Annotated in this window: 24 protein-coding genes; 14 read left to right on the forward strand and 10 right to left on the reverse strand. The window is 64.7% G+C overall.

Annotated elements, in window-relative coordinates:
- Positions 1 to 37 precede the first annotated feature (37 nt).
- A complete protein-coding gene (locus X268_RS13140) occupies positions 38 to 607 on the reverse strand; it encodes a glutathione peroxidase (RefSeq protein ID WP_128925348.1) in 570 nt (189 codons plus the stop codon).
- 101 nt (positions 608 to 708) lie between these two features.
- The gene (locus tag X268_RS13145; protein WP_164937702.1) at positions 709 to 2,307 is read right to left on the reverse strand and encodes a L,D-transpeptidase; all 1,599 of its coding nucleotides are present in this window, start codon (positions 2,305 to 2,307) and stop codon (positions 709 to 711) included.
- Between the two features lie 207 nt (positions 2,308 to 2,514).
- Here X268_RS13145 and X268_RS13150 point away from each other — a divergent pair, with 207 nt between their 5' ends.
- Entirely contained in the window at positions 2,515 to 3,063 is a 549-nt protein-coding gene (locus X268_RS13150) for a CreA family protein (RefSeq protein WP_128925350.1), read from the forward strand.
- Between the two features lie 9 nt (positions 3,064 to 3,072).
- Here X268_RS13150 and X268_RS13155 read toward each other — a convergent pair whose 3' ends face one another.
- Positions 3,073 to 3,276, reverse strand: coding sequence for a hypothetical protein (locus tag X268_RS13155; RefSeq protein WP_164937703.1), 204 nt, complete (start codon positions 3,274 to 3,276; stop codon positions 3,073 to 3,075).
- Positions 3,277 to 3,695: 419 nt separating this feature from the next.
- On the opposite strand from X268_RS13155, the gene X268_RS39380 reads away from it, so the two are divergent.
- Together X268_RS39380 and X268_RS13160 are read left to right on the forward strand one after the other, a co-directional pair.
- Entirely contained in the window at positions 3,696 to 3,860 is a 165-nt protein-coding gene (locus X268_RS39380) for a hypothetical protein (RefSeq protein ID WP_164937704.1), read from the forward strand.
- 34 nt (positions 3,861 to 3,894) lie between these two features.
- On the forward strand, positions 3,895 to 4,260 hold the full coding sequence (locus X268_RS13160; protein ID WP_128925352.1) for a hypothetical protein: 366 nt from the start codon (positions 3,895 to 3,897) through the stop codon (positions 4,258 to 4,260).
- On the opposite strand, the gene X268_RS13165 is transcribed toward X268_RS13160, so the two are convergent.
- Both X268_RS13165 and pdxR read right to left on the reverse strand, forming a co-directional pair.
- Positions 4,261 to 4,506 carry a DUF6719 family protein gene (locus tag X268_RS13165; protein ID WP_128929243.1) on the reverse strand — a complete coding sequence of 82 codons (246 nt, stop codon included), beginning with the start codon at positions 4,504 to 4,506 and terminating at the stop codon, positions 4,261 to 4,263. It lies immediately after the preceding gene.
- Positions 4,507 to 4,573: 67 nt separating this feature from the next.
- Positions 4,574 to 6,046, reverse strand: coding sequence for a MocR-like pyridoxine biosynthesis transcription factor PdxR (gene pdxR / locus X268_RS13170; RefSeq protein WP_128925353.1), 1,473 nt, complete (start codon positions 6,044 to 6,046; stop codon positions 4,574 to 4,576).
- 75 nt (positions 6,047 to 6,121) lie between these two features.
- Between pdxR and X268_RS13175 the strand changes: the two genes are divergently transcribed.
- The 7 genes from X268_RS13175 to X268_RS13205 all read left to right on the forward strand — a co-directional run bounded on the left by X268_RS13175 (position 6,122) and on the right by X268_RS13205 (position 12,616).
- Positions 6,122 to 6,847 (forward strand): pyridoxamine 5'-phosphate oxidase family protein, encoded by a 726-nt coding sequence (locus X268_RS13175; protein ID WP_128925354.1) that lies wholly within the window; start codon positions 6,122 to 6,124, stop codon positions 6,845 to 6,847.
- Positions 6,848 to 6,901: 54 nt separating this feature from the next.
- Entirely contained in the window at positions 6,902 to 8,179 is a 1,278-nt protein-coding gene (locus X268_RS13180) for an ArgE/DapE family deacylase (RefSeq protein ID WP_128925355.1), read from the forward strand.
- A 244-nt stretch (positions 8,180 to 8,423) separates the two neighbouring features.
- Positions 8,424 to 9,233, forward strand: a complete 810-nt coding sequence (locus X268_RS13185; protein WP_128925356.1) for an alpha/beta hydrolase — start codon at positions 8,424 to 8,426, stop codon at positions 9,231 to 9,233.
- 36 nt (positions 9,234 to 9,269) lie between these two features.
- Positions 9,270 to 10,109, forward strand: coding sequence for a tryptophan 2,3-dioxygenase (kynA, locus tag X268_RS13190; RefSeq protein ID WP_128925357.1), 840 nt, complete (start codon positions 9,270 to 9,272; stop codon positions 10,107 to 10,109).
- 8 nt (positions 10,110 to 10,117) lie between these two features.
- On the forward strand, positions 10,118 to 11,320 hold the full coding sequence (kynU, locus tag X268_RS13195; RefSeq protein ID WP_128925358.1) for a kynureninase: 1,203 nt from the start codon (positions 10,118 to 10,120) through the stop codon (positions 11,318 to 11,320).
- Between the two features lie 139 nt (positions 11,321 to 11,459).
- Positions 11,460 to 11,858, forward strand: a complete 399-nt coding sequence (locus tag X268_RS13200; RefSeq protein WP_128925359.1) for a PaaI family thioesterase — start codon at positions 11,460 to 11,462, stop codon at positions 11,856 to 11,858.
- Positions 11,859 to 12,010: 152 nt separating this feature from the next.
- On the forward strand, positions 12,011 to 12,616 hold the full coding sequence (locus X268_RS13205; protein ID WP_128925360.1) for a GNAT family N-acetyltransferase: 606 nt from the start codon (positions 12,011 to 12,013) through the stop codon (positions 12,614 to 12,616).
- A 79-nt stretch (positions 12,617 to 12,695) separates the two neighbouring features.
- Here the strand turns inward: X268_RS13205 and X268_RS13210 are convergent, their stop codons facing one another.
- From X268_RS13210 to X268_RS13225, 4 genes are all read right to left on the reverse strand, one after another.
- On the reverse strand, positions 12,696 to 13,001 hold the full coding sequence (locus tag X268_RS13210; RefSeq protein WP_128925361.1) for a hypothetical protein: 306 nt from the start codon (positions 12,999 to 13,001) through the stop codon (positions 12,696 to 12,698).
- A 103-nt stretch (positions 13,002 to 13,104) separates the two neighbouring features.
- Positions 13,105 to 13,791 carry a DUF2161 domain-containing phosphodiesterase gene (locus X268_RS13215; RefSeq protein ID WP_128925362.1) on the reverse strand — a complete coding sequence of 229 codons (687 nt, stop codon included), beginning with the start codon at positions 13,789 to 13,791 and terminating at the stop codon, positions 13,105 to 13,107.
- Positions 13,792 to 13,904: 113 nt separating this feature from the next.
- The gene (locus X268_RS13220) at positions 13,905 to 14,585 is read right to left on the reverse strand and encodes an SDR family oxidoreductase (protein WP_128925363.1); all 681 of its coding nucleotides are present in this window, start codon (positions 14,583 to 14,585) and stop codon (positions 13,905 to 13,907) included.
- 23 nt (positions 14,586 to 14,608) lie between these two features.
- Complete coding sequence (locus X268_RS13225; protein WP_128929244.1) at positions 14,609 to 15,352, reverse strand: tyrosine-protein phosphatase; 744 nt, start codon at positions 15,350 to 15,352, stop codon at positions 14,609 to 14,611.
- A gap of 86 nt (positions 15,353 to 15,438) precedes the next feature.
- Between X268_RS13225 and X268_RS13230 the strand changes: the two genes are divergently transcribed.
- A complete protein-coding gene (locus X268_RS13230) occupies positions 15,439 to 15,765 on the forward strand; it encodes an MliC family protein (RefSeq protein ID WP_128925364.1) in 327 nt (108 codons plus the stop codon).
- Positions 15,766 to 15,875: 110 nt separating this feature from the next.
- On the opposite strand, the gene X268_RS13235 is transcribed toward X268_RS13230, so the two are convergent.
- Positions 15,876 to 16,079 carry a DUF2735 domain-containing protein gene (locus tag X268_RS13235; protein ID WP_128925365.1) on the reverse strand — a complete coding sequence of 68 codons (204 nt, stop codon included), beginning with the start codon at positions 16,077 to 16,079 and terminating at the stop codon, positions 15,876 to 15,878.
- A 534-nt stretch (positions 16,080 to 16,613) separates the two neighbouring features.
- On the opposite strand from X268_RS13235, the gene X268_RS13245 reads away from it, so the two are divergent.
- From X268_RS13245 to X268_RS13255, 3 genes are all read left to right on the forward strand, one after another.
- Positions 16,614 to 17,648 carry a glutamine synthetase beta-grasp domain-containing protein gene (locus X268_RS13245; RefSeq protein ID WP_128925366.1) on the forward strand — a complete coding sequence of 345 codons (1,035 nt, stop codon included), beginning with the start codon at positions 16,614 to 16,616 and terminating at the stop codon, positions 17,646 to 17,648.
- Between the two features lie 199 nt (positions 17,649 to 17,847).
- Positions 17,848 to 18,549, forward strand: coding sequence for a GrlR family regulatory protein (locus X268_RS13250; RefSeq protein ID WP_128925367.1), 702 nt, complete (start codon positions 17,848 to 17,850; stop codon positions 18,547 to 18,549).
- 18 nt (positions 18,550 to 18,567) lie between these two features.
- Complete coding sequence (locus X268_RS13255) at positions 18,568 to 19,251, forward strand: substrate-binding domain-containing protein (protein ID WP_128925368.1); 684 nt, start codon at positions 18,568 to 18,570, stop codon at positions 19,249 to 19,251.
- Positions 19,252 to 19,275: the final 24 nt, after the last annotated feature.

A 19,275-nucleotide genomic window follows, 5' to 3' on the forward strand; every position in this document is an offset into this window, starting at 1 on the left:
CCACAATTGTGCCCAGCCCGATGGGGCACGGCTCGCGTCAGCTGTCGGCCAGCGCTCTGGCAATGGCCGTCTTGATTCGCGTATCGGCCGGCTCGACCGCGGACGGAAAGACCTCCGCGATATAGCCGTCGCGGCCGATCAGATATTTGTGGAAGTTCCAGCGCGGAACTTCTCTCGGTCGCGCTTCGGCGGCCCATCTGTAGAAAGGATGCGCCTTTGCTCCGACCACGACGGTCTTGGCCGTGACCGGGAAGGTAACACCATATTGGTGGTGCGCGGTCTCCGTGATCTCGCTGCTGCCGCCGGGCTCCTGGCCGCCGAAATCGTTGGAGGGCACACCAATCACGGTGAGGCCGCGGGCGCGAAACTCGTCCCAGAGCTCCTGCAGGCCAGCATATTGCGGCGTGTAGCCACAGAGCGAGGCCGTGTTGACCACCAGCAGCGGCTTGCCGGTGAAAGCGGCGAGGCGGATGTCGTCGCCGGACAGAGCGGGGAAGGAGAAGGCGTAAGCCGCGATCCGGCTCATGCTGCCAGCGGCGAACGCGCGTGTCGCCGGCGCCAGCATGCCGGCCAGTGCCGCGGTGAGCATGGTCCTGCGATTCATCATGACGGCGTCCCCCGAAATGATCCGGGGCGGATGTTACTCCGCCGGTGCGACCTGCCTCGTCAACACCGCGTTATCGGAATCCGCTTCGCTCAAAAAACGCTTTAGTACAGACGAACAATGAAGTCGGTGCCTTCGCCGGTCTCGCCCTGGTTGATGCCCTGGTCGGAGATGATGATGGAGCCGCCTGACGTCAGCATCTCGTTGATCTTCGCCATGGTGTCGGCGGGGATCGAGATGCGGTCGAGGGCTTCGGCCGGGCTGTCAGGCGTGACCACGGGCTTGGCGGTGACAGGTTTGGCAGCGACGGGGATCACGGCAGCGCCGCGTTGGCGGCCGGTGAGGCGGCCGTCGTCCTCGCGTGCCGCGGAGCGGGCGGAGACGGGCAGCGACACCACCGACCAACGCAGCACGTTGGAATCGGTCTTGTCGAGCTCCGCGGTGAAGATGTGTGTGCCGAGCGGACGGTCGCCCGTGGCGATGGTGACCGGCGCTTCGAACAGCGGCGCAAAATTCTGCCGCACGTAGAGCTTGGAATCCTTGCGGCTGATGAAGACGGCGATCTGGCCGGCCCGCTTGCGCGCTTCCGGCTTTGCGGCCGGCGCCGGGTCGGCCACGCGGCTCTCGTCCTTCTTCGCCTCAGGCGAGGCGGCGAGGGCAGGGGCCGATGCATCGGGTGCCTTCGCGGCTTCCGTCTTGACCGGCTCGGCCTTGACGGCCTCGACCTTGTCGGCGGGCTTGTTCTCGTCCGCCGGCTTGGCGGCGTCTTCCGACGCAGGCTTGGCGGCATCGGATGCTTCGGCCGTCTTGGTCTTGCCAACCGGGGCGGCGGCTTCTTCGCGGGCCGCCGCGTTGCCCGTCGTCACATCCGACATCACGGTGTGGCCGACGGAGGCGCGCAGCTCGAGCACGCCTTCGGCGCTGGCCGTCTTGGTCTCGACGGGCTTGGCCTCTTCGGGCCTGATCTCGGCGGCCTTGGTCGACGCGGCGCCCTTGTCCGCCTTGTCGCCGACATTGGTCTGCGGATCGAGGTTGGCGGTCGGCTGCGGTGGCACGCGCGACGAGGCGAGCAGGGGATGGGAGAAGCTGTGCGGGCTCATCTCGCCCGGCGCGACGATCACGCGCGCGCCCATCTTGGTCCAGTTCCACATCTTCACGGCGAACGCCATCGGCATGCGGATGCAGCCATGCGAGGCAGGATAGCCCGGCAACACGCCGGCATGCATGGCGACGCCGGACCAGGTGATCCGCTGCATGTACGGCATCGGCGCGCCGCTATAGATGTTGGAGTGATGGAATTTGTGTTTCTGAATGACGCTGAACACACCCATCGGGGTGGAATGGCCCTTCATGCCTGTCGACACCGGTGATTCCGCGAACACGCCGTTGCTGTCGTAGACCGTGACCTTCTGCCGGTCGATCGAGACGACGATGACCAGCGGCCCTTGTGGCTTCGCGCCGGCTTCCTTTTCGGCGACGACCTCTTTCTTGCCGGCCGCGCTGCGCCTCTGCGGCTTCTGGCGTGGTATCTCGGGATGCCGCTCCTGCCGGGCGTAATAGGATCCGTCGGAATAATCCGTCCAATAATAGAATGCCGCGTCTGCTTGGCTGGTCGCGCCGATCGCACTCGCCGCCGTCAAGATGGCGACCTGCCAAAGCCGCGCCGGCTTGGCAGGAAAACCCGACCCGTTCACGCTGTTCATCCTCGAATCCATAATCCAATCAGGCGTTAGTCTCGCAGAGGGGATACGCGTTCACCAGCAAGGCGGTTCTGCCGTCAGCTACATTTGTTCAAGACGTAACAAAAAAGCCTCACGGAGCGGTAAACGGCGGCCGCGTCGGGCTGTCCGTCGTCTTCCTGAGGGGCCACCTCATGCCTACATTGCGGAGACTTATTACCGGAGAACTTCATGTCATCTCGTTTCCTCGGCCTTTCCGGCATCCGCTTGAAAGGATTCGCTTTCTTCCTCCTGGCGCTGGCCGTGCCGGCGGCGTCTGCTCAGGCCGCCGACGAGCCTGATCTGATCTTCCGTCGCTCCACCGTGTTCAAGTGGATGAGCCCGAACGACAAGCTCGCGACCTATGGTCTCGACGATCCCGAGGTCGAGGGCGTCGCCTGCCATTTCACGGTACCGGAGAAGGGCGGTTTCAAGGGCTGGCTGGGCCTCGCCGAGGAGGTCTCGGATATTTCGCTGGCCTGCCGCCAGGTCGGCCCGATCAAGTTCAAGAACAAGATGGAGCAGGGCGACGACATGTTCCGCCGGCGCCGTTCGCTGTTCTTCAAGAAGATGCAGATCGTGCGCGGCTGTGACGTCAAGCGCAACGTGCTGGTCTACATGGTCTATTCGGACAAGCTGATCGAGGGTTCGCCGAAGAACTCGACCTCCACCGTGCCGATCATGCCGTGGGGACCGGGGGACGCAAATGTTGAGAAGTGCGGGGAGTTCTTCACGCAGTGACGCATTGCGTCACTCGGCGACAAAGGCGCGGCCGGCCTGCGACTTGACGAGATGCGAGCCGGTCAGCCGCACGAATGCTTGCGGCGCGGCCTCAAAGCCGCGGCCGGACTGCAGCGACATCGCGCCGGCCGAAGCGACGCGGTTGGGTCGTTGATGTCCGCCGTCCGTCCGTTGGTCCGCCTCGCGCGGCGTTGCGCGATCTTGCGCCATCATGATGGCCATCCCTCAACTGAACGCGCCTGGTGACCGGCGCGTCACGATTTCGATGGCTTGGGTCGCAGCAGAAGCGCCCCCGGTTCGACAGGACCCAGCCTTCGTTTGTCAGCCTCTTCAGCAGAAAAACGTAAAATGCGTGTGAAGCGCTTGAGGCGGGACCATGACGGCGGCGGCGCGGACGCGTTTGCGCAGCGGAGCAGGAACCTGGCAGGCTACTTTGAGCTATGGCGCGACCGGCCTGAAATGATTGGCAGTTTTCGGGAATTGTGTCGTCGCCCCGGACCGGACGAAACAATTCGCACGCCGGATGAAACCATTTTGCGCTTTTGGCGCATCACGCGCGAAACCGCTCATGGTTATCAGCTTCGCGACGACGAACGGCGACACCGCCGGCCACGGAATTCGGAGACACGTCCATGCGCTCGCTCAGCTTCATCCTTGCTTTCGGGTTCGTGATCGCCGGTTCTTCGTTCGCGGGCTCGCCTGATGGCAATCTCCCCGGCGTCGGTACCTTCCAGTACAGCGGCTCGCCGATCACCACCACGACGTCGCAGCCGATCGTGGTTGCCGCGCACTTCTGATCGATAACAAGAAGATCAGCCGATAAAGGCCGTCATGCTCGTTCGAATTTGCGCTGCTGCGTTCGTGTCTGTTCTGGCGATCGGCGCCGCCGAGGCGCAGGTGCGTGCGCCCTCCAGGTTACCGGATCCCCGCAGCGAGTTCGTCCGGCAGTGTGCACCGCGGATGCTTGGGCGGTGGGAACATCCTGAGGAGGTCTGCGGCTGCCTGCATGATCACGCTGCGGCCGCCGTCGAGGACCGCGATCTGCGTGAGGCGCTTTTGCGTGGCATCAGCGAGACCGGTGTGCCCACCATCGAGACCGATTGGGTGCCGGCTTCCAAGCAAAGCGAGATCGGCGCGACCTTCACCAAGATCGCCAAGCCGACGTTGCAGTGCATGTTCGATCCGGCGAAGCAGTAATCATTTCGTTTTCGGACCGTATCGCGGCACACAGGTGCTAGTGCGTGCGACGCCTTTGTCCGTCATTCTCGCCCCGCGCACCTCCCTGACCTGTCCGGCCGGACAGGTTCCGTCATCCACCTGCACGCGCTGACCGAGCTTGAGATCGACGATGTCCTGCTCGCGTCCGACCGCAGCGGCATGCGCCGTTCCGGCAAGCGCCATGGAGATCAGGAGCGAAAGGCAGGTCGCGCGGCAGAGCAGCATGGTGAAAGGCCTCGGCATCGGGGCCGCAATGTAGGGACAGGCCGGCGATTCTCATAGTGAACGTTCGTCACGCGCGCCGGGCCGCCCTGACTTTCGTGCGGAGGGCCGCGCGGGATTCCCGCGCGAGCCGTTCGGCGGAGGCGACGAGCTGCGGAACCGCATGGCCGGAGAACCCGAGCACGAAACCGGGCAGTGGACGGGCGCGCGCATACGTGTCGGCCAACAGCCAGCCTTCCGCGCCGGCTGCTTGCTTGACATGCGCGGCCACCGCCAAGTTGACCGACGGATCGAACCGGGCGACGAGATGCAGGCCCTGCGAGGGCACCGGCACCGAAAGCGCGCCATCGGATGCGGCTTCCAGCGTTTCGGCCAGCGCATCGCGCGCCTCGCGATAGAGTTTCCGCACGCGCTTGAGGTTTGCGGAGAAGGCACCCGAATTGAGCATGTCGGCGACCGCGCCTTCCATCAGCGTGCCGGGGAAGCGGTCGAGCGCCGCGCGCGCGGCCGTCACGTCCGCAATGAGGCGTTCGGGCAGGGCGCAATAGCCGATGCGCAGGCCCGGAAACAGCGTCTTGGCGAACGTGCCGAGGTAGATCACGCGCTGGAGACGGTCGATCCCGGCGAGCGACATCAGTGGTGCGCCGTCATAACGGAATTCGCTGTCGTAGTCGTCCTCCAGCACGAAGGCGCCGGCTTGCTTGGCCCAGTCGAGCAGCTCGAGCCGCCGCGGCATCGACATCTGAACGCCCAGCGGAAACTGGTGTGACGGCGTGACATAGGCCGCGCGTGCGTCGGACGCCGCAGTGCGGCCCTTGGCGACAAGCATGCCGTACTCATCGACGGGAACGGGCACGGCGCGATAGCCGCAATGCGCGATGGTCTTTCGCGCGGCGGGATAACCCGGGTCCTCGCACCAGACCTGGTCGCCCGCCTTCAGGATCGCGCTCAGCACGATCCGCAGTGCGTGCAGGGTGCCTGACGTCAGCATGATCTGATCGGGGTCGCAGCGCAGCCCGCGCGCCGACAGCAAATGATTGGCAATCGCCGCGCGCAACTCGCGGCTGCCGCGCGGATCGCCATAACGCAGATGTTCGGGCCCGAAGGCGCGCATGCGACGGCCGACGAAGGCGCGGAAGCGCTGCATGGCGCGCTCGTCGATGTGGGTGCAGCCGAGCGAGAACGCGCCTTGCCCGGGCGTTTCGACCATCGCCTTGGGCTTGTTCGGTTCGGCCGCGCGCGCAGGGACGCGTGCGGCGACGAACGTTCCGGAGCCGACGGTGGCCTCGGCAAAGCCATCGGCGATCAGGCGCTCATAGGCGGTCACGACGGCGTTGCGCCGAAAGCCGGTCTGCTTGGCCAGCGTGCGTGACGGCGGCAGCGGCTCGCCGGGCTTGACGAGGCCGGAGACGATCATTTCGCACAAGGCCTGATAGAGCCGGTGCGCGGCGGAGGCGCCCGCAGTGACGTGCGGGCCGGTGAGGTCGAGCGGCAGCTCGGTCTTGGCCGGCGAAGAAACGGAATTGGTCGGAATTTTTTGCATGGAATTGGAACTATCGCAGACCAAATGCGCCGCTACAACTGCCCCCAAATCCTTCCAGCCACAGCAGGAGCGGCCGTGAGCCAGACCGAGACCTCCAATTCCTATCCAACGTCGGCGCGCAACCAGGTGAAGCGCCGCCACGACCGCGGCTTCTACGATCACGACACGGTTCATCGCATCCTGGACTCCTCGATGCTGTGCCACGTCTCCTACGTGATCGACGGCCAGCCTTATTGCACGCCGACCTTTTTCTGGCGCGAGGGCACCAAGCTCTACTGGCATGGCTCGAGCGCCAGCCGGATGCTGCGCAACCAGACCAAAGGCGAGCGCGTGTGTCTCACCGTCGCCCATCTCGACAGCCTCGTGCTGGCGCGCTGCGGCTTCAATCACTCCGCCGATTACCGTGCGGTGATGGCGTTCGGCACGGCCTATCTCGTCACCGACGCGGACGAGAAGGAGCGCGCGGTGATTGCGATGGTCGACCGCTTCTTCCCGGATCGCACCGCAGGCCTCAGGGCCAGCAACACGCAGGAGATCAAGGCGACGTCCTTCATCGCGATGGAAATCGAGGAAGCCTCGGCCAAGATACGCGCCAAGGGTGTCGCTGACGACGACGAGGACTATGCGTTGCCGATCTATGCCGAGCGCATCCCGGTGCGCACGGTGCTCGGCGCGCCCGAGCCGTGTCCGCGCCTGCTGGATGGAGTGACACGCCCTGCGACGCTCGATGGCTACACAGAAGGCCGACTGCTCGAAGATGCATTGCGGGATGCATATTTTGTGGAGTACCCGAACGGCTGAAATCGGCTAGCTTGCGCACTCCTTGGGACCATTGGAAATGCCTGGAGTTGCCTGATGAATGCCGAAATGCAGCAGAGGATCCTCGACGCCGTCGATGCCGGCTTCGACGCCCAGCTTGCAACCACACGCGATTTCGTCGCGATCCCGTCGACCCGCGGGGCGGAGGGGCCCTGCCAGGACATGATTGGCGACCTCCTGCGTGAGCGCGGCTACGAGGTCGACGACTGGCACATCAATGTCGACGATCTCAAGGATCTGCGCGGCTTCGGTCCAATCGAGCACGATTTCTCGAAGGCGCGCTCGGTGGTGGGCACCTACCGTCCGCAAACGAACGGCGGCAAGTCGCTGATCCTTCAGGGCCACTGCGATGTGGTGCCCGCTGGCCCCCTGGAATTGTGGGAGACGCCGCCGTTCTCGCCGGTCATCAAAGACGGCAAGATGTTCGGCCGCGGCGCCTGCGACATGAAGTCGGGCACCATCGGCGCGCTCTATGCGCTGGATGCGATCAAGGCCGCTGGTTTCAAGCCGACAGCGCGAATTCACTTCCAGTCCGTGATCGAGGAGGAAAGCACCGGCGTCGGCGCGCTCTCCACGCTCCAGCGCGGCTATCGTGCGGACGCCTGCTTCATTCCGGAGCCGACCGGCGGCAAGATGGTGCGCTCACAGGTCGGCGTGATCTGGTTTCGCCTGCGCGTGAAGGGACATCCGACACATGTCGCCTTCGCTGGCTCCGGAGCCAATGCGATCATGGCCGCCTATCACCTGATCCAGGCGCTGCAAAAGCTCGAGATCGAATGGAACGAGCGCGCCAAGGCCGATCGCCATTTCAAGACACTCAACCACCCCATCAACTTCAACCCCGGCATCATCAAGGGCGGCGACTGGGCCTCCAGCGTGCCGGCCTGGTGTGATGTCGACTGCCGGATCGCGGTGTTGCCGGGCTGGTCGATCGCCGATCACCAGAAGGAGATCATGGCCTGCGTCGCAGCCGCGGCGCGCAACCATCGCTTCCTCGCCAACAATCCGCCCGAAATCGAATGGTCGGGCTTCCTGTCGGAAGGCTACGAACTGACTGACGCCGCTGCGCCCGAGGCCGCCTTCGGAAAGGCCTTCAACAAGGTCTATGGCGGTGCAGTCGAAGACCTCGTGTTCACCGCGCTCACCGACACGCGCTTCTACGGTCTCAACCACGGCATCCCGAGCCTGTGCTTCGGCGCCAGCGGCGGCGAGATGCACGGCTTCAACGAATATGTCGAGCTGGAGTCGCTGAAGAAGACGACCAAGGCGATGGCGCTGTTAATCGCGGAATGGTGCGGGCTGGAGAAGGCGTAGCTGCAGTCGCAGATCTCGTGGGGTGGGCAAAGGCGCAGGTGCGCCGTGCCCACCCTTTTTCTCCGATATGATCCAAATCGTGGGCGCGCTTCGCTTTGCCCGCCCTACGGCGTCTCGGCTGCTGCGCCATCTGCCCGAAACGCCGGCTTCCTAGATCCTTTAAGCTTAAAATAAAGACTAGGATGCGGCCTGGAGCGGTGGCAGACTGGCGGCCACTTCGCCGGACCAGTCCTCGGGAGTGACAATGCGCGATTGGGATGACGCTTATGCCAATTCGGCCCATATCCCGGGCTCGGACAAAATGCCGGCGCAATGGGCGGAGCGGGCTGCCGCCTACCGCGCCGGCCTGACAAATTTTCGCGGTGATATCGCCTATGGCACCGGTGAGCGCCAGAAGCTCGACCTGATCTCGCCCGATGGCGACAGCAAAGGTCTCGTCGTCTTCGTGCACGGCGGCTACTGGATGCGTTTCGACAAGTCGACATGGACTGATCTCGCCGCTGGCGCGCGGCAGCACGGCTGGACCATGGCGTTGCCGAGTTACACGTTGGCGCCAGCCGCGCGCATCTCCGACATCACCGCCGAAATTGCCGCTGCGATCGCCAAGGCGGCTTCGCTCGTCGCAGGGCCGATTCGGCTTGCCGGTCATTCCGCCGGCGGCCATCTCGTCACGCGGATGCTGTGCGACGACAGCCGGCTGGAGCCGTCCGTCTATAGCCGGATTTCCGGCACGCTCTCGATCAGCGGCCTGCACGATCTGCGTCCGCTGCTCAAGACCAAGATGAACGAGACGCTGCGCATGACGATGGAGGAGGCGGCGCTGGAAAGCGCGGCGCTGCATCTGCCGCGCGGGCATTCGCCCCTGACCGCCTGGGTCGGTGGCGGCGAGCGGCCCGAATTCATCCGCCAGTCGGATCTGATGGCCAACATCTGGACCGGCTTCGACGTGTCGCCCCGCCTCGTCGTCGATCCCGGGCTGAACCATTTTACCGTGATCGACGGACTGAAGGATCCGGCTTCGCCGATCACCGCGCGCCTGATCGGCCTCGACTGAGCCAAGCCGGGGACGATCGATCGAAAGGGCCTGCCCATGACGTCCAGCGATTACGATCCCACCAGCGAAGGCGCCGAGACCGATTTCGCCCGGCGCATATCCTACGGCGACTACCTCGCGCTGGATGCGATCCTCGGCGCGCAACATCCGCTCTCGGAAGCGCATGACGAGATGCTTTTCATCATCCAGCATCAGACCACGGAGCTGTGGATGCGCCTCGCCATTCACGAGCTCAGCGCCGCGCGCCGCGCCATCGCGAGAGACGAAGTGTCGCCCGCGATGAAGATGCTGGCGCGAATGTCCCGCATCTTCGAGCAGCTCAACAACGCCTGGGACGTGCTGCGCACGATGACGCCGAGCGAATATACGCGCTTCCGCTCCCAGCTCGGGCAGTCCTCGGGCTTCCAGTCCCGCCAGTACCGGCTGATCGAATTCCTGCTCGGCAACCGCAACCACGCCATGCTCAAGCCGCACGCGCACGACGTGGAGACGACGAAGCTGCTCGAGGCCGAACTCGCAACGCCAAGCCTCTATGACGAGGTGCTCAGGCTCGCCGACCGCAACGGGCTCGAGATGCCGGCCGCAGTGCTGGCCCGCGATGTTCGCGAGACGCACAGCTTCAACGAAGGCGTGCTGCAGGCCTGGCGTGTCGTCTACGAGGCACCGGAAACGCACTGGATGCTGTACGAGCTCGCCGAAAAGCTGGTCGACTTCGAGGACTATTTCCGCCGCTGGCGGTTCAACCACGTGACGACGGTCGAGCGCGTCATTGGCTTCAAGCGCGGCACCGGCGGGACCGGTGGCGTCAGCTATCTCAAGCGCATGCTGGAGGTGGAGCTGTTCCCCGAACTCTGGCGCGTGCGAACGATCCTGTAGAGATGGCTATGACCAAATATCGCGTCTATGACGACACCAAAGCTCTGTTCCATCTACCTGACGGCGTGATCTATCTCGACGGCAACTCGCTTGGCGCGATGCCCCTTGGCGTTGCCGAGCGCGTCAACCGCGTCATCACGGCGGAGTGGGGCAATGAGCTGATCCGCGCCTGGAACACCGCCGGCTGGTACGCCCAGCCGCGCCATCTCGGCGATCGCATCGCGCGGCTGATCGGCGCGGAAGCCGGCTCGGTGATGGTCGGAGACACGCTGTCGCTCAAGGTCTATCAGGCGCTCGCTGCCGCGCTCGACATGAACGCGTCGCGCAAGGTCGTGCTGTCGGACACCGGCAATTTCCCGACCGACCTCTACATGGCCGAAGGCCTGATCGCGACGCTGGGGCGCGGCCACCAGCTGCACCTGGTGGCGCCGCATGAAATCGAATCCGCGCTGTCGGAGGAGGTCGCCGTCCTCTACCTCACCGAGGTCGATTATCGCACCGGCCGCCGCCACGACATGGCGGATCTGACCGCGAAGGCTCATACGCTCGGCATCGTCACCGTCTGGGATCTCGCCCATTCCGCCGGCGCGCTGCCGGTCGATCTCGCCGGCTGCGGCGCGGATTTCGCGGCGGGGTGCACCTACAAATATCTGAACGCCGGCCCGGGCGCGCCGGCCTTCCTCTACGTTGCGCCGCGCCACGCCGACGGCGCGCGCGCCGCGCTGTCGGGGTGGATGGGCCACGCCAAGCCCTTCGCATTCGAGCTTGGCTATGCGGCCGCAGGCGGCGTCGAGCGCATGCGGGTCGGCACGCCGCCGGTGCTGGCAATGGCGGCGCTGGAGGCCTCGCTCGACATCTGGGACCGCGTCGATATCGCCGAAATCCGCGCGCGCTCGCTGGCGCTCGGCGATCTCCTCATTGCGGAGGTCGAACGCCGTTGCCCGCAGCTCGAGCTCGTCACGCCACGCGCGCATGGGCATCGCGGCTCGCAAGTCTCCTTCGCCTTCGACGGCGGTTATGCTGCGATGCAGGCGCTGATCGCCCGCGGCCTCATCGGTGATTTCCGCGCACCTGACATCATGCGCTTCGGGATCACGCCGCTCTATATCGGCGAGAGCGAGATCATCCGTGCGGCCGGGATCATCGAGGAGGTGATCGCGGGCGAGGTGTGGCGACGGCCGGAATACCAGGTCGTAAATGCGGTGACGTGAGGACGGTCTCGTGCCCCCGACGCAGCGCTGCTTGGCGGTGCGCGCGCGCCGATGTCAGCACGGCCATTACCTCGGACGTCATTGCCTTGCCGCGCAAAGCAATTCACGTTGAGACAACAACGAATTGGGAGAACGTCTGATGACGCCGTTCGAGAAACTCAAAGCGATGAAGATGCCGTTTGCCGAGCTCAAGGGTGTCGAGTTCGTCGAGGCCGAGAAGGACCGCGTGGTGGCGCGAATGACGGTTCGGCCCGATCTCTGCACGCTGCACCACACCATCCATGGCGGGGCAGTGATGGCGCTGGCCGATTCCGTCGGCGCGGCCGCGACCGTGATCAATTTGCCTGACGACGCCAAGGGGACGACCACGCTGGAGAGCAAGACCAATTTCATCGGTGGGGCCAAGGAGGGAACCACCATTATTGCCACAGCGACCCCGGTCCATCGCGGCCGAAGGACCCAGGTCTGGACCACCCGGCTGGAGACCGCGGACGGCAAGCTGGTGGCCGTTGTCACCCAGACCCAGCTAATCCTGTAAGACTACGGGGCTTTGATTTTGTTAACGAATTAGTCGTTCCCTGTGCCTCTAACTTGGGCAGGTCCTCGCCTTGCAAAAGATGTTGCGATGCACAATATAGGGGGCCTAGGGATTCGAACGCCTCCTCGAGGGACACCAAGAGGAGTTTTGACGTGGTACTTGAAGAGACCGTTCGCACCGCTCCGGGCTATGTGCGGACCCTGATTCAGCAGGAAGAATTGCCGCTCCTGCGCGATCATCTGCTGAGGCTCGATGCCGGAAGCCGGCACGACCGTTTCAACGGCTTTCTCGACGACAGCTTTATCGAGCGTTACGCCGCCCGCTGTGCCGAGGACGGCACCGTGATCGTCGCCTATATCGTCGATGGCGTGGTCCGCGGTGCGGCGGAGCTGCATCCGCCGGAAGAAGAGGCCTTGCCTGAAGTCGCCTTCAGCGTGGAAGCCTCCGCGCGGCGCCAGGGTGTCGGCACCGTGCTATTCCGCCGCCTGATCGCGGAGGCGCGCTGGAAAGGCTACAAGCGCCTGCGCATCACCACGGGCGCCGAGAATCACGCGATGCGGGCGCTCGCCAGGAAGTTCGGGGCGCATCTGGCTTTCCGTCATGGCGAATCGACCGGCACGATCGATCTCGCCAAGACGCCTGAAGCCGAGCTCGCCGATCTCGCGGCTTCGCCCTTCACGGCCGGGCGCGCGCTTCTCAGCCTCAACTCGACCTGCTGGAAGATCATCTCCAGCATGTACGACAATCGCGCGGCCTGACCTCACATCGCGCCTTGAATCAAAAAGCGGACCGGCATGGCCGGTCCGCTTTGCTATTTCAGGGCGTGAAACGAACGCTTCAGGTGCCGGTGCGCTTGTCGTTGCCGAAACGACGAACGACGCGGCGTTCGACCACGACGGAGCGCTGTGCACCCTGCTCGCCGGCGATCACGCGCGTCGCGGTGATGCGGCTGTTGCTGCGCGCCTGCTTCTTCACCTCGGCCTGCACGACATCGAGCGGCATCCCCATCAAGGCTGCGGCGATCTCGGCCTGCTGCGCCTGATCGTCGGTGATGCCGATGGCGGCAAAGATCGCCTCGTCCAGGGTGGGCGGATCGTGGCGGACGCGCCGCGTGCCGTACTTGGTATTCCAGTCTGCGCTCATGGGGGCCTCGTTTCGATTCTGGATACCTAGTGCCGCCTATGTTGCATTGCAATATGAATTTGGTGTGGCATCTCAGCTATTCACCGCTTGCATCCATCTCCCATCAGAGTGGTGATGGAGCACCTGCTTCGACCTCGATCCGTTGCTGCGGCCAGCGCTTCAGGGCGGCGTGTCCGGCCTCGGTGAGCCCGTAGATTCCCCGGTCGGCGCGTTTGAACCAGCCATACACATTATTAAGCAAGATCTTGCCGGCATCGGGACAGCGTTCGCGCAAGTCGCGCACGCGCCGTGGTCCGTCCGCGAGCGCGGAGGCGCAGGCCAGCGCTTGCTGCCGATAGGCCGTCATGATCGGCGCGCGGGTGCTGCCGCCGAGCGCGGGATCGCCCTGGCGGCGCTGGTGCTCGGCGACGAGGCGCGAGCGCAGCTTCGGCTCGCGGCGCGGCGCTGCGGTCGGCGGCTTCACCAGCACCTCGACCTGGCCGCGATCTGTGACGCCCAGCATGCCGAAGCCGAGGCGGCGGCAGAGATTGCGATAGCGTGCATCACTCTCGCGTCCCTTGCCGCGGATCGACATCTTCGCCGCGATCCAGACCTCATCGCCGGCCGGCGCGCGGTCGACGGCCTGAAGAATGAGCTCGAGGTTGAAGGCAAGCTTGAGCTCGCCGATCACGACCACCGGCGGATCGCCGGCGCTGAGGCCGACGAGATCGCAGCCGCCGATCTCGCCCTTCACGGTGAAGCCTAGCTCTTCGAGGAAGCGTTTGACGGGCAGATAAAGCGCGGTTTCCACGGGAAGGTTCCGGAGGCGATGCTCGATCGAAGAATCAGTTGCGGGCAGCTTAGAGCCTTCTGTGGTCCGATTGAATCAGAGCCGCCGCGCAAGACGATGCGATCGGAAGGCCTTTACACCCGTCCGCCCACCGGGATCAGGGCTCCGGTGACCCCGCTCGCGGCATCGCTGGCGAGGAACAGGATGACTTCGGCGAGTTCCTGCGGCGTCACCCATTTGGAGAAGTCGGCCTTCGGCATGTCGGCGCGGTTGGCGGCGGTGTCGATGATCGACGGCAGCACCGCGTTGACCGTGACCTTGCCTTTCCATTCGTTGGCGAGCGCTTCAGTGAGCCGATGTACGCCGGCTTTCGACGCCGCATAGGGTCCCATGCCGGAGCCCGCCAGAAGCGCGCCCATGGCGCCGATATTGACGATGCGGCCGGCCCCGGATGCTGCGAGATGCGGTAGTGCGGCGCGCGAGGCGTTGAGCGCGGTCTGGACATTCAACGCGTGCATGCGCTGCCAGGTCTTGGTGTCGCCGTCGCCGACAGTTTCGAACGCAAAACCGCCGGCGATGTTGATCAGCGCATCGAGCCGGCCGAAATGCTTTGCCGTCGCATCCACCGCCGTCTTCGCCTGCGCCGCGTCCGACAGGTCGACGCCGCCGATCTCGATGTGATCGGGCGTCGCGGCGCTCTGTGAAGGCGCGTAGTCGATGCCGGCGACGCGCGCGCCGCGCGATCGTGCGATCTGCGCAACCCCCTTGCCGAGCGCGCCGCGCGCGCCCGTCACGACCAGGACCTTGTCTTGCATCATCGTTCTCCCGGCGCGGCGGCCTATGATTGCAGATAGCGCTGCTTCAGCGCGGCTCGCTCAGTTTCGCCGAGCTTGAGCCCGTCGCGCAAATAGGTTTCGAGATCGCCATATTCGCGACCGACGGCCTCGAAGGCTGCCGCGAGGTACGAGGCCTCGACGCTGCCGATGGCGTCGAGCACGTCGGCGGGAAGGTCGGAGGCGCTTGATGCGTCGCGCTTGTAGTGCCGGTTGGTCAGGAGGTAGTCCTCGGCGATGACGTCATCGGGGACGCCGAGCGCATGCAGGATCAGCGCGCTGGCAAAGCCGGTACGGTCCTTGCCGGCGGTGCAGTGAATCACCAGCGGGGCCCTGTCCTCCAGGAGATGGGCGAACAGGCTGCGAAAGCTGTGCGTGTTGTGGCGGACGTAGTTGCGATAGGACTCGCGCATCAGTTCGAGCGCGACCGCTGCGGTCAGCGTGCCCTTCGCGAGCTCGGCGCGCAGCGCCGCGACGACGGTCGGCTCGATCGGCAGCGAATGCACCGTGATCTCCCTCACGACGCAGACGCCGGCCGCGCGCTCCTCCAGCCCGCGGAAATCGAATGCGCTTCTGACGCCCAGCGCGCGGACGATCTCGACATCGTCAGCGGTGAGATGGCCGAGATGGTTGGAGCGGAAGATGTGTCGCCAGCGCGTGGTCCGGCCATCAGTGGTCGGATAGCCGCCGAGATCGCGAAAATTGCTGGCGCCCTGGAGGGCGAGGTGGCGGGCAGGAGAGTCCTTCAGGGAGGGGTCTTGCATGGGATCAGCTTGGGTTATGGTTCCAGCGGGCGCACGGCGGGCGTCCTTGATATCTATTACAGGGGGCGATCATGGGCCGGCACAAGGCCATTGTTTTGGCGATCACCATGCTGGCGGGCGGGATTTGCAGTGCGCCGCAGGCTGGTGCGCAGACGTTCCGGACCTATCGATGCGCCGATGGGACGCAATTCATCGTTGGGTTTTATGACGACGACAAGCGGGCCTTTCTCCAGATCGACGGCGAGCCGGTCACGCTCGCCAAGCGGCTGTCGGTCTCGGGCGCACGTTATTCGGGAGCTGGGGTCACGCTGAGAATTCCCAAGGCGGGACCCACCACGGTGAAGCACCTGAGGCGGCCGGTCACGGCCTGCGCGGTGGTCGAACGGCCCGCGATCTAGCCGCGAGGCCAGCTGGAATCAAAAAGGGCCGAAACACCGTTGTTTCGACCCTCTTTCGACTATCGCCAGCCGCTTGCGCGAGCGCGGCGGTTTCGAACCAAGCACAGGCATCAGCGATCCCATTTTGGCTTGGCCTCGTCGACCGCGTCCTGATGATACCAGCTCTCGCTGCAGATCGAGACGTTCGCGGGCAGCGAAGCGTGATCGGCAGGAAGGCGGGTCTCGCCATAGCGACGTCCGGCAAGAGCCGCGCGGCCCCCGACCGGGAATTGATAGATCGTTGCCGATCCGTGACTCAGACCATTGTTCATCATTACGATTCTCCTTGGTCGAAGCGCCTTGGCCTCCATGGTGCGCCCGACTCGTTCGATTGTAGTTACCGGAATCCCCATATCGGCCGCGTCGCCCAGATTGGAAAGTGCTGAAAAGGAGATCAGTTGCCGCCCAATTTATGGGCAGCCAGAGGTCTGCATCCCTTAAGGCACGCTGCTAGTGGCTAACGCGTAAGCCATTCCAAAGGTTGCTGAGCAGGGGCGGAGGACTTTGCGAAAATTGCCGGACGTTGATGCGCGTTTCATCGGCAACTTCCACGACCCGTCTGCCTGCTTCAGAATCAGGCGATTTTCTCGCGATTTTTGCGTTGCAGCTTCACGCGAAGGTGCGCGGCTATGACGCATATCGCCTTGGGCGATCTGCTCGCGGCAAGGAGACGCCGGCCGCGGTGGAAAACCGGGCAACCTGCGGCCTTTTGGCACGCAAAATGCTTGTAAGGGGCCGGCCGATGATGGCCGGGTACAAACGTGCGGGGCTCTCAACCCCACCTTTCGCATCATCTACAGAGAGGCTCAATGACCAAGTATAAGCTCGAGTACATCTGGCTCGACGGATATACGCCGACTCCGAACTTGCGCGGCAAAACCCAGATCAAGGAATTCGCGTCGTTCCCGACGCTCGAGCAGCTTCCGCTCTGGGGCTTCGATGGCTCCTCCACCCAGCAGGCCGAAGGCCACAGCTCCGATTGCGTGCTGAAGCCGGTCGCCGTCTTCCCGGACGGCGCGCGCACCAACGGTGTGCTGGTGATGTGCGAAGTCATGATGCCCGATGGCAAGACACCGCATCCCTCGAACAAGCGCGCCACCATTCTCGACGACGCCGGCGCCTGGTTCGGCTTCGAGCAGGAATACTTCTTCTACAAGGACGGCCGTCCGCTCGGCTTCCCCGAATACGGCTACCCCGCGCCGCAGGGTCCGTACTACACCGGCGTTGGCTACAAGTTCGTCGGCGACGTCGCCCGCAAGATCGTCGAAGAGCATCTCGACCTCTGCCTCGCGGCCGGCATCAACCATGAAGGCATCAACGCGGAAGTCGCGAAGGGCCAGTGGGAATTCCAGATCTTCGGCAAGGGCTCCAAGAAGGCCGCTGACGAAATGTGGATGGCTCGCTACCTGATGCTGCGGCTGACCGAGAAGTACGGCATAGACATCGAATTCCACTGCAAGCCGCTCGGCGACACCGACTGGAACGGCTCCGGCATGCACGCCAACTTCTCCACCGAGTACATGCGTACGGTCGGTGGCAAGGAGTATTTCGAGGCGCTGATGGCCGCCTTCGACAAGAACCTGATGGACCACATCGCCGTCTACGGCCCGGACAACGACAAGCGTCTGACCGGCAAGCACGAGACCGCGCCGTGGAACAAGTTCAGCTACGGCGTTGCTGACCGCGGCGCCTCGATCCGCGTTCCGCACTCCTTCGTCAACAACGGCTACAAGGGCTATCTGGAAGACCGCCGTCCGAACTCGCAGGGCGACCCATACCAGATCGCTTCGCAGATCCTGAAGACGATCTCGTCCGTGCCGACCGACAAGAAGGCCGCGGCCTAAGATCCTCCCGGCTCGGGCTGGGGGGCTGGCCCGGGTTGGCTCACAATCCGCCGGAGCTGCAAGGCTCCGGCGGATTTTTGCGTTTTGATGACGGCTGGTCCCATGGTCTCTTGCGCACCTGACCGCGCCACACTTGTCCATCGCTTCCGAAAGCGGGATAGAGTGTCCAGGGACGCGCGCAGGGCCGGGGACACGGCTGGTGTTTGAAGGCTTCTACAAGGTGAGGTTTCAGCTCGGCGACGCCGTCGGCCGCAGCGTGATGCATGCCGGCAATGGCAAGATGCTGGGCGGCAACTCGGCCTTCGCCCATATCGGCACCTACGAGAAGACCGACAGCGGCGTCGACGTCGTGATCAACCCCGTCCGCCACAATCCCGATCCAACCTATCGCGCCATGGCGGGCACCGATGATGCCACCTTGCTCGCCAAGGGTTGGGCGGATGGCGATCTCTATCGCTTCAAGGGCGAGCTGAAGGAGCTGCCGGGCGTTCCGTTCCAGTCGGTGATGACGCCGATCACGGACGACGAGGTGCCGGTCGCCGGCGGCATCGGCGAAGCCGGCATCACCGACGGCCTCTACTCCGTCCATCTGCAGATGCTCGACGGTCTCGACGGCGGCCTCACCGGCGTGATGCTGCTCAACGGGGGGCGCATCCTCGGCGGCGATGCGTCGTTCTACTATCTCGGCAGCTACACCGCCGCGAACGGCCGCTGGAAAGGCCAGATCCTCAACCAGGAGCACACCCCGGCCAAGGATGATCCGATCTTCGGCGGCCACGAGGTCGGCATCGGCTTCTCCGGCCGCTACGATGCGGGAGAGGCGGTGCTGGAGGCGACCGCGCTTGCCGGCAAGCGCAGTCTGCGCCTGACCGCCGCGCTCAAGCTGATGCATCGCGCCTGATCGCTACGGGAATAGCTCATGGAAAAAATTCGCATGCTTTCGACGCTCGGCCTGATGGGCGCGATGCGGACCCTGTCCTCCGCCTTCGAGGTCGAAACAGGCATCCACGTCGACGCCGACTTCGCGCCGACCCTGGCGCTGCTGAAGCGCTTGCGCGACGGCGAGGCCGCCGATCTCGTGATCCTCACGCGCGAGGGGCTCGACGAGGCGATCGCGGAGGGCCGCGTGCTCGCCGACGGCGCAGCCGATCTGGCGCGCTCCTATGTCGGCATTGCCGTGCGGACAGGGCAGGCGCACCCCGGCGTCGGAAGCGAAGCGGCGCTGCGCAAGTCGCTGCTGGCGGCACGGTCCGTTGCCTATTCGCGGCTGGGCGCGAGCGGCGTCTACTTCGCCCAGTTGATCGCACGGATGGGGATCGCAGCCGAGATCAACGCCAAGGCCACCGTCGTCGAGCAGGGCTTTACGGCGCAGCGCCTCGTCAGCGGCGAGGCCGATCTCGCCGTGCAGCAGATCAGCGAGCTGAAGCAGGTCGACGGCATCGAGGTGGTCGGCCCGATCCCGCATGATCTGCAAACGCCCGCCGTATTCTCCGCCGGCCGCATGGCGAAGGCGACGCATGCCGCCGCCGCCGACCGGCTGCTGCGCTATCTGGCATCGCCGGAGGTCATTCCGGTGCTGCGCCAATCGGGACTGGAGCCTTGAATTTGCCTGAGCGAAGACGCAGCG

The sequence above is a fragment of the Bradyrhizobium guangxiense genome, from assembly GCF_004114915.1.
Taxonomy (GTDB): Bacteria; Pseudomonadota; Alphaproteobacteria; order Rhizobiales; family Xanthobacteraceae; genus Bradyrhizobium; species Bradyrhizobium guangxiense.